Annotated in this window: 19 protein-coding genes and 1 tRNA gene; 12 read left to right on the top strand and 8 right to left on the bottom strand. The window is 68.7% G+C overall.

What is annotated here, in order from left to right; translation table 11 throughout:
• Nucleotides 1–17 precede the first annotated feature (17 nt).
• Both IEV93_RS21050 and IEV93_RS21055 read left to right on the top strand, forming a co-directional pair.
• Nucleotides 18–869 carry a carbon-nitrogen hydrolase family protein gene (locus IEV93_RS21050; protein WP_188492659.1) on the top strand — a complete coding sequence of 284 codons (852 nt, stop codon included), beginning with the start codon at nucleotides 18–20 and terminating at the stop codon, nucleotides 867–869.
• A gap of 10 nt (nucleotides 870–879) precedes the next feature.
• Nucleotides 880–1980 carry an MSMEG_0565 family glycosyltransferase gene (locus tag IEV93_RS21055; protein ID WP_188492661.1) on the top strand — a complete coding sequence of 367 codons (1101 nt, stop codon included), beginning with the start codon at nucleotides 880–882 and terminating at the stop codon, nucleotides 1978–1980.
• Between the two features lie 27 nt (nucleotides 1981–2007).
• Here the strand turns inward: IEV93_RS21055 and IEV93_RS21060 are convergent, their stop codons facing one another.
• From IEV93_RS21060 to IEV93_RS21075, 4 genes are all read right to left on the bottom strand, one after another.
• The gene (locus IEV93_RS21060) at nucleotides 2008–3414 is read right to left on the bottom strand and encodes an HNH endonuclease (protein WP_188492663.1); all 1407 of its coding nucleotides are present in this window, start codon (nucleotides 3412–3414) and stop codon (nucleotides 2008–2010) included.
• 152 nt (nucleotides 3415–3566) lie between these two features.
• Nucleotides 3567–4592 (bottom strand): nucleoside hydrolase, encoded by a 1026-nt coding sequence (locus IEV93_RS21065; protein ID WP_188492665.1) that lies wholly within the window; start codon nucleotides 4590–4592, stop codon nucleotides 3567–3569.
• A gap of 10 nt (nucleotides 4593–4602) precedes the next feature.
• Nucleotides 4603–5079: a DinB family protein gene (locus IEV93_RS21070; RefSeq protein ID WP_229705378.1), complete on the bottom strand. Its 477-nt coding sequence runs from the start codon at nucleotides 5077–5079 to the stop codon at nucleotides 4603–4605.
• Nucleotides 5073–6470 carry an SDR family NAD(P)-dependent oxidoreductase gene (locus tag IEV93_RS21075; protein WP_188493301.1) on the bottom strand — a complete coding sequence of 466 codons (1398 nt, stop codon included), beginning with the start codon at nucleotides 6468–6470 and terminating at the stop codon, nucleotides 5073–5075. Before IEV93_RS21075 ends, IEV93_RS21070 begins: the two co-directional genes overlap by 7 nt.
• Before the next feature lie 90 nt (nucleotides 6471–6560).
• Here IEV93_RS21075 and IEV93_RS21080 point away from each other — a divergent pair, with 90 nt between their 5' ends.
• Nucleotides 6561–7085 (top strand): gluconokinase, encoded by a 525-nt coding sequence (locus tag IEV93_RS21080; RefSeq protein WP_188492667.1) that lies wholly within the window; start codon nucleotides 6561–6563, stop codon nucleotides 7083–7085.
• Nucleotides 7086–7112: 27 nt separating this feature from the next.
• On the opposite strand, the gene IEV93_RS21085 is transcribed toward IEV93_RS21080, so the two are convergent.
• A tRNA-Leu gene (locus IEV93_RS21085) sits at nucleotides 7113–7198 on the bottom strand.
• A 109-nt stretch (nucleotides 7199–7307) separates the two neighbouring features.
• Between IEV93_RS21085 and IEV93_RS21090 the strand changes: the two genes are divergently transcribed.
• The 3 genes from IEV93_RS21090 (at nucleotide 7308) to IEV93_RS21100 (ending at nucleotide 9948) form a co-directional block, all read left to right on the top strand.
• Nucleotides 7308–8648: a M20/M25/M40 family metallo-hydrolase gene (locus tag IEV93_RS21090; RefSeq protein ID WP_229705379.1), complete on the top strand. Its 1341-nt coding sequence runs from the start codon at nucleotides 7308–7310 to the stop codon at nucleotides 8646–8648.
• 118 nt (nucleotides 8649–8766) lie between these two features.
• Nucleotides 8767–9288 carry a hypothetical protein gene (locus IEV93_RS21095; RefSeq protein WP_188492671.1) on the top strand — a complete coding sequence of 174 codons (522 nt, stop codon included), beginning with the start codon at nucleotides 8767–8769 and terminating at the stop codon, nucleotides 9286–9288.
• A 120-nt stretch (nucleotides 9289–9408) separates the two neighbouring features.
• On the top strand, nucleotides 9409–9948 hold the full coding sequence (locus tag IEV93_RS21100) for a YbhB/YbcL family Raf kinase inhibitor-like protein (RefSeq protein ID WP_188492674.1): 540 nt from the start codon (nucleotides 9409–9411) through the stop codon (nucleotides 9946–9948).
• 34 nt (nucleotides 9949–9982) lie between these two features.
• On the opposite strand, the gene IEV93_RS21105 is transcribed toward IEV93_RS21100, so the two are convergent.
• Genes IEV93_RS21105 through IEV93_RS21115 form a run of 3 tightly spaced genes read right to left on the bottom strand, consistent with a single transcriptional unit; the run spans nucleotide 9983 to nucleotide 12476 of the window.
• Complete coding sequence (locus IEV93_RS21105) at nucleotides 9983–11110, bottom strand: quinone-dependent dihydroorotate dehydrogenase (RefSeq protein ID WP_188493303.1); 1128 nt, start codon at nucleotides 11108–11110, stop codon at nucleotides 9983–9985.
• A 38-nt stretch (nucleotides 11111–11148) separates the two neighbouring features.
• Nucleotides 11149–11412, bottom strand: a complete 264-nt coding sequence (locus tag IEV93_RS21110; RefSeq protein ID WP_188492676.1) for a DUF5703 family protein — start codon at nucleotides 11410–11412, stop codon at nucleotides 11149–11151.
• Nucleotides 11413–11435: 23 nt separating this feature from the next.
• Entirely contained in the window at nucleotides 11436–12476 is a 1041-nt protein-coding gene (locus IEV93_RS21115) for an NHL repeat-containing protein (protein WP_188492678.1), read from the bottom strand.
• A 91-nt stretch (nucleotides 12477–12567) separates the two neighbouring features.
• On the opposite strand from IEV93_RS21115, the gene IEV93_RS21120 reads away from it, so the two are divergent.
• The 6 genes from IEV93_RS21120 to IEV93_RS21145 all read left to right on the top strand — a co-directional run bounded on the left by IEV93_RS21120 (nucleotide 12568) and on the right by IEV93_RS21145 (nucleotide 17484).
• Nucleotides 12568–13410 (top strand): undecaprenyl-diphosphate phosphatase, encoded by an 843-nt coding sequence (locus IEV93_RS21120; RefSeq protein WP_188492680.1) that lies wholly within the window; start codon nucleotides 12568–12570, stop codon nucleotides 13408–13410.
• Between the two features lie 31 nt (nucleotides 13411–13441).
• Entirely contained in the window at nucleotides 13442–14179 is a 738-nt protein-coding gene (locus tag IEV93_RS21125) for a histidine phosphatase family protein (protein WP_188492682.1), read from the top strand.
• Between the two features lie 63 nt (nucleotides 14180–14242).
• Nucleotides 14243–14926: a DUF3090 domain-containing protein gene (locus IEV93_RS21130; protein ID WP_188492684.1), complete on the top strand. Its 684-nt coding sequence runs from the start codon at nucleotides 14243–14245 to the stop codon at nucleotides 14924–14926.
• Between the two features lie 4 nt (nucleotides 14927–14930).
• On the top strand, nucleotides 14931–15785 hold the full coding sequence (locus IEV93_RS21135; RefSeq protein WP_188492686.1) for an SCO1664 family protein: 855 nt from the start codon (nucleotides 14931–14933) through the stop codon (nucleotides 15783–15785).
• Nucleotides 15786–15861: 76 nt separating this feature from the next.
• A complete protein-coding gene (gene mshC, locus IEV93_RS21140; protein ID WP_188492688.1) occupies nucleotides 15862–17100 on the top strand; it encodes a cysteine--1-D-myo-inosityl 2-amino-2-deoxy-alpha-D-glucopyranoside ligase in 1239 nt (412 codons plus the stop codon).
• A 75-nt stretch (nucleotides 17101–17175) separates the two neighbouring features.
• Nucleotides 17176–17484, top strand: coding sequence for a hypothetical protein (locus IEV93_RS21145; protein WP_188492690.1), 309 nt, complete (start codon nucleotides 17176–17178; stop codon nucleotides 17482–17484).
• Nucleotides 17485–17486 lie beyond the last annotated feature (2 nt).

The raw sequence follows: 17486 nt of genomic DNA on the forward strand, positions 1-17486 counted from the left end.
CGGTAGGGTCTTCTGACATGGCACCGATCACCGTGGGCGCGGTCGCGGCACACTTCGGTCGTGACGTCGATCGTGCCGTCGCCAAGGCGATCGGCATCATCGAGGCGGCTGCACGCGACGGGGTCGACCTCCTGGTGTTCCCCGACGCGTCCCTCGGTGGGTACATCGGAGACCTGAACGCACCCGACACCGCCGAGCTGCCGTCGGCACTCGACGCCGACGGCCCCGAGATCGCGGCCGTCATCGCCGCCGCAGGCGCCATGACGGTCTGCGTCGGATACGCCGAGGCGTCGGACGGACTGACCTACAACTCGGCCATCTGTGTGAGCGGCGACGGCGTACACGGCAGCCACCGCAAGGTCCACCAACCGGCGGGGGAGGCCCTGGCCTACGCCGCCGGTGACTCGTTCCGTGCCTTCGACAGTCCGGTCGGGCGGATGGGGATGCTGATCGACTACGACAAGACGTTCCCCGAGGCCGCCCGCACCATCGCACTGGACGGCGCACACATCATCGCCGCCCTGTCCGCCTGGCCGGCCAGCGTCACCGACCGCGCCTCCCGCCTGCCCGCCGACCGCCAGTCCCGACTCTTCGACCTCTACGACGCCGCCCGGGCCGCCGAGAACCAGGTCGTCCTCGTGTCGTCGAACCAGACCGGGGTGATGGGCTCGCTACGGTTCCTCGGACAGGCGAAGGTCGTCGGCCCCGGTGGCGAGATCCTGGCGACCACCCGCTCCAAGGGCGGGCTGGCGACGGTGACACTCGACGTGGAGGCCGAGATCACCCGTGCCCGCCGGGTCCTCGACCATCTCGGGGAACGTCGCAGCGAGACCTACGTCCTCGACCCGGTCCCGGTCGTCGAGCAGTGAGGGGCACACCGTGCGCGTCGCGCTGATCACCTACTCGACCAAACCCCGCGGCGGGGTGGTCCACACCCTGGCGTTGGCCGAGGCCCTCGCCGACGCCGGGGCCGACGTCACGGTGTGGTCCCTCGCGCGTGGGGACGACAGTGGCTTCTTCCGCACCGTGGACTCCCGGGTCCGACTGCGGCTCATCGAGTTCCCGACGATGGAGGACGAGACCGTCACCGACCGGATCGTCCGCTCGATCGAGACCATGCGCCGCGCGTTCGACCGACGCGAGTACGACATCGTGCACGCGCAGGACTGCATCAGCGCCAACGCCGTCGGACCGTGCATCCGTACCGTGCATCACCTCGACGAGTTCACCACCCCGGTACTCGCCGAGTGTCACGAGAAGGCGATCGTCGAGCCCTACGCGCGGATCTGCGTCTCCCGCGCCGTGGCGGCCGAGGTCGTCGACGGGTGGGGTCTGCATCCCACGGTGATCCCGAACGGTGTTGCGGCACAGCGTTTCGTCGATGCCGCCGCCGACACCGTCGAGGCGATCGCCGCACGGGAGCGTTGGCGCTCGCAGCTGGGCACCTATGTGCTCGCCGTCGGCGGTATCGAACCCCGCAAGGGGAGCATCGACCTGCTCGACGCGTACGCACTGCTCCAGGCCACACATCCGGGGTTGTCGCTGGTGTTCGCCGGGGGCGAGACACTGTTCGACTATCGGGACTACCGCGCCGAGTTCGACCGTCGGCGTGGCGAACTCGATGTCGAGCCCGCGGTGTTGGGCACCGTCGACGACGACGAGCTACCCGCTCTCGTCTCGGCATCGGCGGTCTTCGCGTTCCCGTCCACCAAGGAGGGGTTCGGTCTCGCCGCCATGGAGGCACTCGCCGCCGGGCGTCCGGTGGTCGCGCGCGACCTACCGGTGTTGCGGGAGGTCTTCGGTGAATGCGTCTCGTACGCGGCCGATGTGCCGCAGCTCGCGGATGCGCTGGCCGGTGCCCTCGGGACCGGTACGGACCGCAGTACGGCCGGTCGCGACCTCGCCGAGTCGATGACCTGGGCCGCCGCCGCGCAGGCGCACCTGCGTTTCTACGCCGATCACCCGATGCCGACGAATTGACCGGGGCATTGTCACGCTGGGTCGCGGTCAGTACTCGAGGTGCCGCGGGTAGGTGGTGAATTGTTCGCCGGTTGTGGTGTTGGTCCAGGTGATCGAGCGGTCGTCGTGCATGACGGCTCGCCACAGTCCAGTCGTCTTGGCGTGGTGGTGCAGTCGGCACAGAAGACCCAGGTTGATCCGCACGGTCGGGCCACCCGCGGACGGGTTGGTGTGATCGAAGGGGATGGTGTGGTCGATGTCGCAGGTCTCGCCGGGGTGATCGCAGCCGACGAATCGGCACGTGCCGTCAGCCCAGATGATCCACTCCCGCATCGATGGTGATGGTTGGTATCTCAATGCTGCTGCCGGTGGCCCGGGCGGCGGGTGATGGCCATCGTTGGTGTCGAAGCCATCGCGGATGATCCCGGCGGCGCGGGTCTTCCCGCGTCGGAACCCGGTCGCGCAGGCATCGGTGGTGCGGGTAGGGGCGGTGGCGTCGTCGAACAGTCCCTGCCATGTCGCGTCGGTGGCGAGGAGGCGGGCGTAGTCGGGATCGATCGGTCCCTGGCCCTCGATGTAGGGAACCATCGCGCCGGTCAGGCCGGCCAGGGTTGCGGCATCGACATGGACCATCACCTGCGGGGTGCCCGGCAGGAGGTCGGTGCACGGTTCGGTGGTCATGTCAGGTCCGGTTGCATCGGGGCACTGGTCGCGTCCGCAGTGGCATGCCAGCGAGTCTTCGCGGCGGGTCATCGCCCGCACCGCGGCGACCCGACGTTGCCCTGGTGTGCGGGGATCGGCGTCGCACAGTCGGTTGGTGAGCCCGGTGATGGCGGCTTCGAGCTCTGCACCGAGATCGGCGGGGACGCAGCCGTCGATGGTGGAATGCCCGTGGCGGTCGGGGCGGATCTTCACGTTCTGGTGGCGTTCGAAGTCGGTGCGTTCTGCTGCGGCCAGTTCCGGGTCGATCTCGATCAGCAGCGAGTCGAGTCGATCGCGCATCTCGCGTGTCGACATGGCCTGTTCTGCCATGGTCAGCCCGGCCGACTCCATGAGCTTGCGTGGCAGATCGTCGAGATGGGCGGTGGTGTCGGCGATCGTGCGGACCCGGGCGAGGTCGAGGTCGCCGCGGTAGAACGCGGCCCGTAGGTCCGGCAACCGATCGAGTTGCAGCGCCAACTCGATCCACGCTGACGCGACACCGGTCGAGACCTTCAATGCGGTCGCGACCTCGATGGTGGCGCCCTTGTCGCCGATGTGGCCGAACACCGCACCGTGGCGCTGCATCGCGATCTCACTGCGCCTCAGTTCGAACAGCCGACGAGCGGCGAACACTTTCGCTGCTGCACAACGAAACTCAGAACGCTCCGCCTCCTGGAGGAGGAGCACCGCGTCGGAGGCACACGACGACGTCAACTGGTCGTCGACCATGCTGACATCCACCCCCGCGAACATGAGTCGACCCTAGCGACCCGGTCTGACAATTCGACTGCGCCGGAGTCGAATTCCCGAGTTGTCCACAGTTAGGGGCAGACGCACCGGAGAGGAAGGAACGAGCCTGACCGTCGAATTGTTCGATGTCGTGAGCGCACTGTGGTCCGGTGCGGTCAGAGCCGCGCGGCGAGGCCGGCGACCCGGTCGATCAGCTCGTCGAAGAACAGATCCGGATCCGTTGCGGTGGCGATAGCGGCGTTGGGTTCCCGGCCCCACATGCCGCGCTCGTCGGCGACCGTCGTCCCGCGCGTCAACGTCCCGGCGAGTTCCACGTCTACGCAGGCCGGGCGGGTCGTGGTGATGGTCGGGTCGAGTGCGACGGCGGCGGCGAACGGGTCGTGCATGTGGGCGATGTAGCCCTCGTCGTGGTCGGCGTGGAACTCGAAGTAGAAGCGGATGGCGTCGACGAGGTGTCGGACGACCGCCCGGCTCGCGACCGACCGTGTCCCGCGCTCGTCGACCGGCGTCGGCTGCTCGACCGGTGTGCTGCCCGCCGACGCGGCCAGACGACCGAGGTGGTCGGGCGTCATGACGATGGTCTCGGTCAGGTCGAGCGGGCAGATGATCGGGGCGGGTGCCCCCGAGTGACCGAAGGCGGCAAAAACCCGTTGTGCCGCTTCAGGATCCACGGCGATGTTCCATTCCGAGGTGGGTGTGGTGTTGCCCGGGTGGTGGAACGACCCGCCCATGACGACCAGGCGGCGCAGCCGGGCGGGCAGTCCGGGGTCGCGCTCGATCGCGATCGCGAGGTTGGTCAGGGGTCCGGTGACCAGACCGATGATCTCGCCGGGGCGCTCGGTGGTCAGATCGATCCAGGCGTCGGCGGCGTCGCGGTGCGACGGCGGTGTGGGGGCGGGAGGGAGCTCGGCGTATCCGATCCCCAGAGGGCCGTGCGTGTCCTCGGTCGTCATCAACTCGGCGACCAGCGGCGCGGTGGCGCCGAGACACACTTCGACGTCGTCGCGGCCGCAGAGGGCCAGCCAGGCGAGGTTGTTGGCGCACACCACATCGGTGGGCACGTTGCCCGCGGTCGAGAGGACGGCGAGCAGCTCCGCGTCGGGGTGGGCCAGCAGGTAGAGCAGGGCCAGCGAGTCGTCGATGCCGGTGTCGCAGTCGAACACGAGGGGATGGGCGGCCACGTGCGCCACCCTAACCGACGTCGTCGACCAGGATGTCTCTGCTCAGCTCGAGCTGGCCGAGGTGCTGCGACAGCTCGCGGATGACGTGTAACAGGATCCATTCCGGTGTCGCATCGGCGATGTCGGAGGTCCGCGTGGACCCCGACACCTCGCGGTCGCGGACGCCCTCGGTCAAAGCGATGTGTACCCAGTCGTCGACGCGCGCGGCCACGTCGTCGATCGCCGACTCGAGTGCGGCGACGCTCCCGGTCGCGGTGAACTCCGCGGCGCGGTCGCGGGGGATCCGCTCACCGCCGATGACACTGCCGCACCAGAACTTCAGCATCTCGGTGCAGTGGAAGACGATCGCGTACGGGGAGTTGGCCCCGGGCAGGTCGGGAACCGCGTTCACCCGCTCGTCGCCGAGCTCGACGACGATGGCTCGCATCGCCGCGAGGTTCTCCTCGACAAGCACCTCGACCGCTGCGCGCAACGGCGGGTTCACCACGGGTACGGCTCGAAATCCTTGAGGAAGCACCCGTACAGGTCGATCCCGTTCTCCCCGTCCACGACCGGGTGATAGACACGCGCGGCGCCGTCGACGAGGTCGAGCGGTGCCCTGAACCCCTCCTCGGCCAGACGCATCTTCGAGTCGTGGGGGCGTTCGTCGGTGATCCAACCGGTGTCGACCGCGGTGACGAGGATGCCGTCATCGAACAGTTCACCCGCGCTGGTGCGGGTCAACATGTTGAGGGCGGCTTTGGCCATGTTGGTGTGCGGGTGCCCTGGGCCCTTGTAGCCGCGCGAGAAGATGCCCTCCATCGCCGAGACGTTCACGACGTACTTGCGGCGGGCGGTCGACGCGCGCAGGGCCGGCGTGAGACGTGAGAGCAGGATGAACGGCGCGACGCTGTTGCAGAGCTGCACCTCGAGCAGTTCGAGCGGGTCGACGTGGTCGACCGAGGCCACCCAGCTGTTCGAGCTGACGAGGTCGGGGAGTAGTCCGCCTGCGTCCACGGCGGTCCCGTCGGCGATCCGTGCTGGCGAGGCCGATCCCGCCGTCATCGCCAGTGCCACCAGCGATTCCGCGGCCGCATCGGAGTCGGATCCACCGGCGAGCGCGTTGGGGTGCAGTTCGCTGCTGTCGCCCATGGTCAGAGTCGGGATCTGTGCGGCACGTCCGGACAGGGGCGCGTTCTCGGCGTCGGTCAGCGACCGGTAGGAACCGGGGGAGCGGCGCACGGTCTGTGCGGCGTTGTTGATCAGGATGTCGAGGCTGCCCTTCGCGGCGACCGCGTCGGCCAGCGCCACCACCTGCGCCGGATCGCGCAGGTCGATGCCGACGATGTCGAGCCGGTGCAACCAGTCGGCTGAATCATCCTGACGTGCAAAGCGTCTGGCTGCGTCGCGGGGGAACCGGGTGGTGATGGTCAGCTCCGCGCCGTCGCGCAGCAACATCAGGGCGATGTACATGCCGATCTTGGCCCGACCACCGGTGAGCAGCGCCCGACGACCGGTCAGGTCGGTGCGCTGGTCGCGACGGGCGCGGTTGGTCCGCACACAGTCCGGGCAGAGCTGATGGTGGAACGCGTTGACCTCGGTGTACTCGCGCTTGCAGATGTAGCAGGCCTGGGGCCGGATCAGATGCCCCGCGACACCGGTCGCGTCGCCCGACAGGCCGATCCCCGCGGTCTCGTCGTCGATGCGGTCCGCCGAGCCGGTCGCCGTGGCGGCGAGTACGGCACGGTCGGAGTCGAGCCGCGCACGGTGCTTGGCCCGCCTGTGGGTGCGCTTGGCCACTTTGAACATGCGCGCGACCGCACGTTGCACCGCCACCGAGTCCGGATGCCCGTCGTCGAGCAACGCGGCCTGCTCGAGAACCCGACGCATCGTCGCCATGTCCTCGGGGTCGATCTGCTCGGTCACCCGACCAGTGTAGAAGGGTCCGCAGACCGCGTCCGGTCGGGACGGATTGTGCTACAAGGAACTATGAGCAAGCCTGCGATCGGCCGGGACGTACACATCTGTGTGATGGGCGTGAGCGGGGTCGGGAAATCCACCGTCGGGGCCGAACTCGCTGCGCGATCGGGCCGTTCGTTCGGCGACGCCGACGATCTGCATCCCCGGTCCAACGTCGAGGCGATGGCCGCGGGCACCCCGCTCACCGACACCGAACGCGGCCCGTGGCTCGACGCCGTCGTGGCGTGGCTCGACGAGCGTTCCGAGGACACCGGTGGGGTGGTCTTCGCGTGCTCGGCGCTCAAGAGGCGTTACCGCGATCGGCTCGCCGAGGCGAGCGCGCCGGTCTTCTTCCTGCACCTGACCGCGGACACCGACGAACTGCGCCGCCGCATGACCGAGCGGAAAGGGCATTTCATGCACGTGGACATGCTCGAATCGCAATTGGCCGATCTGGAGCCGATCGAGGCGGACGAGAACGGACTGGAGATCCCGACCAGCGGTTCGGTGACCGAGACGGTCGATGCGATCCTGGCCCGAATCCGAGCCGTGTGAGTGTCGCGATCGAAGCCGCGACCAGTGTGTCCGGAGGGGGACTTGAACCCCCACGCCCGTTAATAGGGCACTAGCACCTCAAGCTAGCGCGTCTGCCATTCCGCCACCCGGACATGCACGGTTTTGCTCCCGTACGAGTGCCGGACAACATTAACCGACCGCTTGACCGGAACCCAAATCACCAGCACCTCCGATGGTGTGACCAGTGATAGGAATGGGAACGTGACCGACAACTCCGCACCCCGCGCCACCGACGAGGTCGTCGACCTCGTCAGCGCCCTCATCCAGTTCGACACCACCAACACCGGCGAACTCGAGACCACCGTGGGCGAGGAGGAATGCGCCCGCTGGGTGGCGGCCCAGCTCGAGGAGGTCGGGTACGAGACCGAATACGTCGAGTCCGGACAGCCCGGCCGCGGCAACGTGTTCGCCCGCCTGCGCGGATCCGATCCCGAGCGTGGCACGTTGCTGCTGCACACGCATCTCGACGTCGTACCCGCCCGACCCGAGGACTGGAGCGTCCACCCGTTCTCCGGTTCGGTGAAGGACGGCTATGTGTGGGGTCGCGGCGCGATCGACATGAAGGACATGGTCGGGATGGCCCTCGCGCTCGCCCGCCAGTTCCGCCGCGACGGCACCATCCCGCCCCGCGACATCGTGTTCGCCTTCCTCGCCGACGAGGAGGCGGGCGGCAAGTGGGGTTCGCACTGGCTCGTCGAGAACCGCCCCGACCTCTTCGAGGGCATCACCGAGGCGGTCGGAGAGGTCGGTGGCTACTCGCTGACCGTCGACACCCCCGACGGGTCGACCAAGCGTCTGTATCTCGTGGAGACGGCCGAGAAGGGCATCGCGTGGATGCGACTCACCGCTTCGGCGACCGCGGGCCACGGTTCGTTCCTGCACGAGAACAACGCGGTGACCATCCTGGCCGAGGCCGTCGCGAAGCTCGGACGGCACACCTTCCCCCTCGTGATGACCGATTCGGTGGCCGAGTTCCTCGGTGCCGTCAGCGCCGAGTCCACCCTCGAGTTGTCGCCCGACTCGCCGGATCTCGAGACCACGCTGCACAAACTGGGATCCATCGCGCGGATCATCGGCGCCACACTGCGCGACACGGCGAACCCGACGATGCTCAACGCCGGCTACAAGGCGAACGTGATCCCGCAGACCGCGACCGCTGTCGTCGACTGCCGCGTACTGCCCGGTCGGCAGGCCGCGTTCGAGGCCGAGGTCGACGCGATCATCGGACCCGACGTGACCCGGGAATGGGTCACCAAGCTGGACTCGTACGAGACCACCTTCGACGGGGCGCTCGTGGACGCCATGAACGACGCGATCCTGGCCTTCGACCCGGACGGTCGCACGGTGCCGTACATGCTGTCCGGCGGCACCGACGCGAAGGCGTTCGCGAAACTCGGCATCCGGTGCTTCGGTTTCGCACCCCTGCGGCTGCCTCCAGAACTCGACTTCGCCGCGCTGTTCCACGGGATCGACGAGCGGGTCCCGGTCGACGGCCTGCTGTTCGGCACCGAGGTGCTCGAGCATTTCCTGCTGCACAGCTGAGCGGCGATGCGAAAGCGTTACCAATTCATCGCCGCTAACTAGTAACGCAAACGATCGGTACTCCGAAGTACCCGGTGATTCGGTTGTCGCCGAACCCACCCGGACCCAAGGAGCCCACATGTTCGTCTCGACTCGTTCGTCTCGCACCTCCAACCGACCATCTCGCGTCGTGCTCGGCGTCGCCGCCATGACGATGGCCCTGTCCGGCACCCTCCTGGCCACCGGCGCAGCCTCGGCCGCGCCGACGCTCTCACACGGATCCGTCCCCTACACGCCGACCATCACGAAGACCCCGGGTGCCGGGTGCTCGGCGGTCATCGGGGCGACCAAGCTCCCGCAGACCCGGCCGATGGACTACCGCGTGAAGGTCGACATCAAGCGATTCGGTCGAAACTGCGGGTCCTTCCTGCTGGCGGTGAAGTGGACGAACACGACGACCGGTGGCACGGGCGGGCAGTACCAGACCGTTCTGCCCGACGGCAGCGTCGAAGGCTTCAGCGACAACATCCTCGACGGATTCGGATTCGCGCCGGGTGCCGGGCGGATCACCTCGACCATCACCACCTACAGCAAGTCCGACGAGGAGGGAGAGATCGCCCTGCCGAACATCCCGGGCCGGTCCATCTTCACCCTGTACTGAACCCGCTGCGTCACAACGACGTTCGACGCCCGGGAACACGCCTGTCGTTTCCGGGCGTTGAATGGTGACACGGCGTGCCCGACCGGCACGCACCACGTCGAAAGGATGTGCACCGCACTCATGTCGAGCTACAACCCGTACGACGCACTGCCGGATCTGCCCTCGTTCACCGTCACATCGGAGAGCTTCGCCGACGGTGAAGCCCTGAAGAAGCCGCAGGTCAGCGGTATCATGGGGGCCGGCGGCGAGGATTCGTCTCCCCAGGTCAGCTGGTCAGGCTTCCCCGCCGAGACCAAGAGTTTCGCGGTCACCGTGTACGACCCCGATGCCCCCACGGCGTCCGGCTTCTGGCATTGGGCCGTCGCCGACATCCCGGTCTCGACGACGTCGTTGCCCGAGGGGGCAGGTGACGAGAGCGGGAGCGCGCTCCCGTCGGGAGCGGTCACGTTGGCCGGCGACGCCTCGGCCAAGCGGTTCATCGGTGCCGCGCCTCCGCCCGGGCACGGACCCCACCGGTACTTTTTGGTGGTGCACGCCGTGGACGTCGAGACCCTGGAACTGCCCGACGGCGCGACACCGGCGTTCCTCGGTTTCAACCTGTTCAGTCACGCGATCGCGCGAGCGGTGATCCACGGGACGTACGAGCAGCCCGCCGAATGAGCTGACGCATCACGCGACGAACGCCGTCGGGGCCTCAGGCCCCGGCGGCGTTCTCGTCGCGATGAGTGTGTTCAGAGCCGACCGCAGCCGCCAGGGAAGCGAAGCCGCCGGCACGCAACCGGTCGGCGATGCCGTCGTGGATGTCCTTGATCCACATGGGGCCGCCGTAGATGAAGCCGGTGTAACCCTGGATCAGCGACGCGCCCGCGCAGATACGCTCCCACGCCTGCTCGGGGGTCTCGATCCCGCCGACCGAGATGAGCTCGAGTCGGCCGCCCACGCGTCGGTACAACCGGCGCAACACCTCGAGGGACCGGTCCGCCAACGGCGCGCCGGACAGACCGCCCGCGCCGATGTCGCGGATGGTCGAATCATCGGTGCGCAGTCCGTCGCGACCGATGGTCGTGTTCGTGCAGACGATCCCGGCCAGCCCGAGCTCGACGGCCAGATCCGCGATGTCGTCGATGTCGGGGTCGCTGAGGTCTGGGGCGATCTTGACCAGTACCGGCGTGGTGGTGGCCCCGATGACGGCCGACAGCAGGGGGCGCAGGGAGGCGACGGCCTGCAGGTCCCGCAGGCCCGGGGTGTTCGGTGAGCTGACGTTGACCACGACGAGATCCGACAGCGGACCGAGCAACCGCGCGCTGATCAGGTAGTCGGCGACCGCGTCGGCGGGCTCGACGAGCTTCGTCTTGCCGATGTTGGCCGCCACCGGTACCGACCGGGAATCCCGTCGGCGCCCGGCCAGTCGCCGGGCCGCGGCGGACGCGCCGTGGTTGTTGAACCCCATCCGGTTGATCAGCGCGCGGTCGGCGGGCAGTCGGAACAGCCGCGGCGTGGGGTTCCCGGGCTGAGCCACCCCCGTGACCGTGCCGATCTCGGCGAACCCGAATCCGAGTGACCCCCAGGCGTTCACGGCCTCGGCGTTCTTGTCGAAACCGGCCGCCAGTCCCATCGGGGCGGGAAAGTCGATGCCGAAGACCGTGGTCCGCAGGATGGGGTCGTGGCGGGCGAACAACCGCGCGGACAGCGTCGTCACGACGCGGGTCGAACCGACCGTGGCCAGGGCCCGCGAGACGAGGGTGTGGATCCGCTCCGCGGGCAGCAGGAACATCGCACGCAGGAGGACGGGGTACAGGATCCGGTTGACGGGGCGCAGCAGCGAGCCGGATCGTGCTGACCTCACCGGGGGAGCATCGCTCACCGGTCGACCTCGGCGCTGTTGCGTTCGGCTCGTGTCTTCTTGCGTTTGAGCAGCACCTTGCGGGTGCCGTCGGAGTAGAGCCGGACGCGGGAGATCTCCCAGCCGCCGAACTCGGCCTCGATCGACAGCCGCATCGATGCGGTCACCCGGGTGACGTCCGGGGGCAGCCGGAGCGGGGTGTACTCGTAGTCGTCGCTGCCGGCCGTTGTCCACTCGCGGGGGAACCCGGGGCCGCGACCACCTGCTGTCGTGCGTCGCATGTCGCCTCCCATGGTCGTTGTCCTCACCGGATGATCTGGAGCCCCTCGCCGCGGGCGGAGAGCAGGTAGACGGTGCCGGTGGCGCTGTCGACCGCCAGCGAGTCCACCTGACCCACAGTGGCCAACCGTCGACGCTCCACCGGAATTCCGGTGGACAGATCGTAGGCCACGACCTGGTTGTTCCCGGTGGTCGCGACCCACGCCAGGTTCTTCGTGTCGTCGTAGCCTACGGCGTACGGGCCCGCCGCCACCGGATAGCGGAACTTCGCCACCAGTGGGTTCCCGTCGAATCCGAGGAACTCGTTGCCACGGGTGTCGGTGGTCAGGAACCGACCGTAGTGATCGACGGTGATGCTGGTCGCGCCGTCTCCGGCACGGAGTGCGGCCCCGAGCGACCCGTCGGTGACGTCGACCGTCGTGACCGACGACTGCGCCCGGTCCAGGGCCACCACCTGGCCGTCCCCGCGATCGGGGTCCGCCGAGGCCACCGCGATGCCGTCGACGCGGACGAATCCGGTGATGGTCCGCTCGATCGTGCCGTCGGCGCGGACCCGCAGGATCGACCCCGAGCCCGTCCCGACGAGCAGCGAGCCGTCGGTGAATTTCGCCAGGCTCAGCGGGTCGGGGGCCGGGATGCTCTGTTTCGACACCGCCCCGGTCCTCGTGTTCACCCGCACCACCGCATCGGGGGCGATCGCCGCGACAGCACCGTCGCCGACGGTCGCGATCGCGGTCACGGCCGTGGGCAACGTCACCCGACGCGGCGCCGGGTCCGCACCGGTTCCCGCGGTCGAGTAGATCTCCAGCGAGGCGCGATCGGCCCCGAGGACGGCGAGCGTCGAGGTCGACGGGTCGAGCGCCATCGACTGCGACGCCGGTGCGGGGATGACGGTCCCCGCGGCCGCGGCCGCGGTGGGAGGCGCGCTGATCGGCGTCTGAGGTGTGGTGGTGGGGACATTCGGGCTGCCCGACGAGCTGTTGCCGCAGGCGCCGACGGTCGAGATCACGAGCGCGCTCAGTGCGACGGCGAGGGCGGTCGAGGTGCGACGCGGCAGTACGGGCATGCGGTCCATAGTGCTGCACGCGCGCACCCACATCCGATCGCACCCGCGCGAGGGCGTGCCCCGCCCGTGCCCTGCCGTAGTGTCTGACGCCGTGACTGATGCGATGACGTGGACCCAGACTGTCGTGCTCGGGGCAGTGCAGGGACTGACCGAGTTCCTGCCGGTCTCGTCGTCGGGGCACCTCCGGATCGTGTCCGGGGTGTTCTTCGGTGACGACGCGGGCGCATCGTTCACCGCGGTCACCCAGCTCGGCACCGAGGCGGCCGTCCTCATCTACTTCCTGCGCGACATCATCCGCATCGTCGGCGCGTGGTTCCGCGGACTGTTCTCCGCCGACGAGCGCGGTCTCGACTACCGCATCGGGTGGTACGTGATCTTCGCCACCATCCCGATCGGTCTGCTCGGATTCGTGTTCAAGGACCAGATCCGCACCGGCGCGCGCAATCTGTGGCTCATCGCAACCATGCTGATCGTCTTCTCGCTCGTGATCTTCCTGGCCGAGCGGTACGGCACCCGGAAACGTCCCATCGAGCAGCTGACGCTGCGTGACGGTGTCACGATGGGCCTCGCGCAGTGCCTCGCCCTGGTCCCCGGGGTGTCCCGTTCGGGCGCGACCGCCAGCGCCGGGTTGTTCCTCGGTCTGCAACGCGAGGCGGCGGTGCGGTTCTCCTTCCTGTTGGCGATCCCTGCGGTGACCGCCTCGGGGTTGTTCAGCCTGCCGGACGCGTTCTCTCCCAGCGGCGAGGGACTCGAGGCGAGTGGCGTGCAACTGCTGGTCGCGACGCTCATCGCGTTCGTCATCGGCTACGCCTCGATCGCCTGGTTGCTGCGTTTCGTGGCCAAGCACTCGTTGAACTGGTTTGTCGGATATCGGGTCGTCGTCGGCCTGATCGTCCTCGGACTGCTGGCGGGCGGGGTGGTCAGCGCGACCTGATCGCCCCCGAGCGGACGCATAAGGTGAACGTGTGACTGTCATCCTGCTCCGCCACGGACGCTCGACCGCGAACACCTCGGGCGTGCTCGCCGGTCGCAGCATCGGGGTCGACCTCGACGACACCGGGCGTACGCAGGCACAGTCCCTGATCGACCGACTGTCCGAGGTCGCGACATTGGCCGCCGTGGTCCGCTCACCGCTGCAACGCTGCGAGCAGACCGTCGCGCCGCTGGTCGCCGACCGCGGACTCACCGAGATCGTCGACGACCGCCTCGTCGAGGTGGACTACGGGCAGTGGACCGGTCGCCCGATCAAGGACCTGCTGGGTGAGGACATGTGGAAGACGGTGCAGCAGCAACCGTCCGCCGCGATCTTCCCCGACGGTGAGGGCCTGGCCCACGTGCAGAGTCGCGCCGTGGCCGCCATCCGCGAACTCGACGCCGTGTACGGCGGGCCGGACGGCAGTGGTGTCTGGGTGGCCTGCTCGCACGGCGACGTCATCAAATCGATCCTCGCCGACGCCATGGGAATGCACCTGGACTCGTTCCAGCGGATAGTGGTGGAACCCGCCTCGATCAGCATCATCAGGTACAGCCCGTCCCGGCCGTACGTGCACACGGTGAACTCGACGGGTGTGAAGCCGTCCTTCCCCGCCCCACCGCCCCCGACCACGGACGCCTCGGCGGATCAGGGCTCGTCCGACGACGCGGTCATCGGCGGGTCGACCGGGGCGCCCGCCGCACCGACGGGCGGACACGCACCGCACTGACCACACCGGTCGGGTCTTTCGACCCATCGGGCAGTATTGAGACAACAGCTTGGAGGAGGTGCCATGCCCAGAGCGATACACGTGTTCCGCAGCCCGGATCGATTCGTCGCGGGGACCGTCGGCGCACCCGGCGACCGGACGTTCTATCTGCAGGCCACCCATGAGGCCCGCATCGTCAGCGTGATGTTGGAGAAGCAGCAGGTCCAGATCCTGGCCGACCGCATCGGCGCGCTGCTCGAGGAGATCCACCGCCGGTTCGGCACGCCGTTGCCGCCGGAGACCGATCGGGTCGAGGATCTCAGCCCGTTGCAGATGCCGGTCGACGCCGAGTTCCGGGTCGGGACCATGGGGTTGGGCTGGGACGCCGAGGCCGAGGCCGTCGTGGTGGAGCTGTTGGCCATCACCGAGGGCGAGTTCGACGAGAGCGTCGTCCTCGACGACACCGACGAGGGCCCCGACGCGGTGCGCGTCTTCCTGAGCACCGCGGCCGCACGGGAGTTCGCCGCCCGGTCGACCCGTGTCATCTCCGCGGGCCGTGAGCCGTGTCCGCTGTGCGCCGAACCGCTCGATCCGGCGGGCCACGTGTGTGTGCGCACCAACGGCTACAAGCGCGACGTCGCGATCGACAAGTCCATCGAGTTCGTCGACCCGATCGTCTTCGACGACCCCACGCTGCGCGCCGCGTTGGAGGACGCCGAGGACGACGACCCCTCCGACGACGACGATCCCGACTCCGATCGGTCCTGACCCGATGCCGCCCAGCGCTTCCGCGTCGGAGTCGCCCGAACCCGGGCGGGCTGTGGAGGTCGCGGAGATCCTGAGCGCCGGGGAACTCGAGCTCATCGGTCAGGTCCGCGGCGCGAGCAACGCCACGCTGGTCTGCGAGGCCGTCCTCGGTGACGACACCGTCCGCTGCGTCTACAAGCCGGTCCGCGGTGAGCAACCCCTGTGGGACTTCCCGGACGGCACCCTCGCCGGTCGCGAGATCTCGTCGTTCCTGGTCTCCGATGCGCTCGGATGGTCGGTCATCCCGGTCACGGTGCTGCGTGACGGTCAGTTCGGTCCGGGCATGGTGCAGCGTTGGATCGACACGCCCGAACCGAGCGACAGCGTCCCCGAGCACCTCGACCTCGTCGACCTCTGTCCCAGTGGCGCCATCCCGGACAACTTTCGCCGGATCATCGACGCGTACGACGCGCTCGGCGAAGAGGTGACACTGGTGCACGCCGACGACCCCCGCCTGCAGCGGATGGCGGTGCTCGACCTGCTGATCAACAACGCCGACCGCAAGGGCGGACACGTCCTGGAGGGCTGCGACGGCGAGGTGTACGGCGTCGACCACGGGATCTGCATGCACACCGAGGACAAGCTGCGCACCGTCCTGTGGGGGTGGGCCGGGGAGGCCATCCCCGCGCACCTCGTCGCCGACATCGACACCCTGCTGAGCACCCTGACCACGCCCACCTCGGTGCTGTCGGAGACGTTGCCGTCGCTGATCACGCCCGCGGAGATCGTCGCACTGCACGATCGGGCGCGCGACCTGGTCCGCAAGCCGGTCATGCCGACACCCGCGCGGTCGCGGCCGATACCGTGGCCGGCCTTCTAGACCCGACCCGTTCGGGGACGTCGCAGGTGAGGGGGCGGATGCTCGCCCCCGACCACCTCGCCCATATGGTGGACCGATGCAGTCGTGGTCAGATGTCGCGGTCCCTCCGCTCGCCGGGCAGGGCCCGCAACTCAGGCTCTACGACACCTCCGATCAACAGGTTCGGCCGGTCACACCCGGCCCGGTCGCGACGATGTACGTCTGCGGCATCACCCCGTACGACGCAACCCATCTGGGCCACGCCGCGACCTACGTGACGTTCGATCTGGTCAACCGGATCTGGCGCGACCTGGGCCACGAGGTCAACTACGTGCAGAACGTCACCGACGTCGACGACCCGCTGTTCGAGCGGGCCGACCGCGACGGTATCGACTGGCGCGATCTGGGACGCCGTGAGACGCAGCTGTTCTGCGACGACATGGCGGCGCTGCGGGTGCTGCCGCCGCGCGACTACATCGGCGCCGTGGAATCGATCGACGAGGTCGTCGAGGTCGTCGGCAAGCTCCTCGACTCCGGCGCGGCCTACATCGTCGACGACGCAACCCATCCCGACATCTACTTCCGCGCCGACGCCACCGAGCAGTTCGGCTACGAGTCGAACTACGACCGCGCGACGATGGATGAGTTCTTCGCCGAGCGCGGCGGCGACCCCGACCGGGCGGGTAAACGAGATCCGCTCGACGCCCTGATCTGGAGGGCGGCCCGCGACGGCGAACCGTCCTGGCCGTCGCCGCACGGCCCCGGACGTCCGGGATGGCACATCGAGTGCGCCGCAATCGCTCTCAACCGCCTGGGTGCGCCGTTCGACGTACAGGGTGGTGGCAGCGACCTGATCTTCCCGCACCACGAGTTCTCGGCCGCCCACGGCGAGGCGTTGACCGGCGAGCGCCGGTTCGCCAACCACTACGTCCACACCGGGATGATCGGCCTGGACGGCGAGAAGATGTCCAAGAGCCGGGGCAACCTGGTGTTCGTCTCGAAATTGCGGGCCGCCGGGGTCGACCCGAACGCGATCCGTCTGGCCCTGATCGCGGAGCACTACCGATCCGACCGGATGTGGACCGACACCACCCTCGACGAGGCGAGCGCGCGTCTGGCCCGGTGGCGGGACGCGATCGGCCGCGCCACCGCTCCCGATGCCACCGACACCATCGCCCGGGTCCGTCAGCACCTGGCCGACGACCTCGACACCCCGAAAGCGATTGCCGCGCTCGATGCCTGGGCGTCGGACGCCATCGGTGGCCTGGGGTCGGCAACCGACGCCGGCGCCGACATCGCGACCGCAGTCGACAGCCTGCTCGGCATCGTCCTGTAGACGCTGGCCGCCCGTCCCCGACCGATCCGGTGGTGAGCGTGCCTCACGTCCGGATGCGTGGGTAGAGTTCCCGCTGTGGCGAACACGCAGGAGATCGAGCCCGACACCACCGACGGCGTCTGGACGGTGGTCACCCGGACGTCCACCTACCTCCTCGATTTCGAGGAGATGACCCTGCTCCGCGCTCCGGGTGTGGGCGGGAGCACCGACGACACGTGGGCGGTGAGTCAACTGCGCCGCGATTCCGAGGACATCCCCCTGCTCGGCGTGAAGTCGTGTCGGGTCGGGGAATCGGCGCAGTTCTGGGTCCGCGCCGCCGACGATCCCGATGTCCGGACCTGGCGCATCACCACCCCGGTCGTCTCGATCGAGCGGATCAGCTGACC

It is taken from the genome of Williamsia phyllosphaerae, assembly GCF_014635305.1.
In the GTDB taxonomy this organism is placed as follows: domain Bacteria; phylum Actinomycetota; class Actinomycetes; order Mycobacteriales; family Mycobacteriaceae; genus Williamsia_A; species Williamsia_A phyllosphaerae.

Bases quoted from the DNA above. Each gene is read 5' to 3' on its own strand.
- IEV93_RS21050 (WP_188492659.1), top strand. From the start codon at position 18: ATGGCACCGATCACCGTGGGCGCGGTCGCGGCACACTTCGGTCGTGAC.
- IEV93_RS21060 (WP_188492663.1), bottom strand. From the start codon at position 3,414: ATGTTCGCGGGGGTGGATGTCAGCATGGTCGACGACCAGTTGACGTCG.
- IEV93_RS21075 (WP_188493301.1), bottom strand. From the start codon at position 6,470: ATGGCGACGATGCGTCGGGTTCTCGAGCAGGCCGCGTTGCTCGACGAC.
- IEV93_RS21080 (WP_188492667.1), top strand. From the start codon at position 6,561: ATGAGCAAGCCTGCGATCGGCCGGGACGTACACATCTGTGTGATGGGC.
- IEV93_RS21095 (WP_188492671.1), top strand. From the start codon at position 8,767: ATGTTCGTCTCGACTCGTTCGTCTCGCACCTCCAACCGACCATCTCGC.
- IEV93_RS21100 (WP_188492674.1), top strand. From the start codon at position 9,409: ATGTCGAGCTACAACCCGTACGACGCACTGCCGGATCTGCCCTCGTTC.
- IEV93_RS21110 (WP_188492676.1), bottom strand. From the start codon at position 11,412: ATGCGACGCACGACAGCAGGTGGTCGCGGCCCCGGGTTCCCCCGCGAG.
- IEV93_RS21115 (WP_188492678.1), bottom strand. From the start codon at position 12,476: ATGCCCGTACTGCCGCGTCGCACCTCGACCGCCCTCGCCGTCGCACTG.
- IEV93_RS21130 (WP_188492684.1), top strand. From the start codon at position 14,243: ATGCCCAGAGCGATACACGTGTTCCGCAGCCCGGATCGATTCGTCGCG.
- IEV93_RS21135 (WP_188492686.1), top strand. From the start codon at position 14,931: ATGCCGCCCAGCGCTTCCGCGTCGGAGTCGCCCGAACCCGGGCGGGCT.
- mshC (WP_188492688.1), top strand. From the start codon at position 15,862: ATGCAGTCGTGGTCAGATGTCGCGGTCCCTCCGCTCGCCGGGCAGGGC.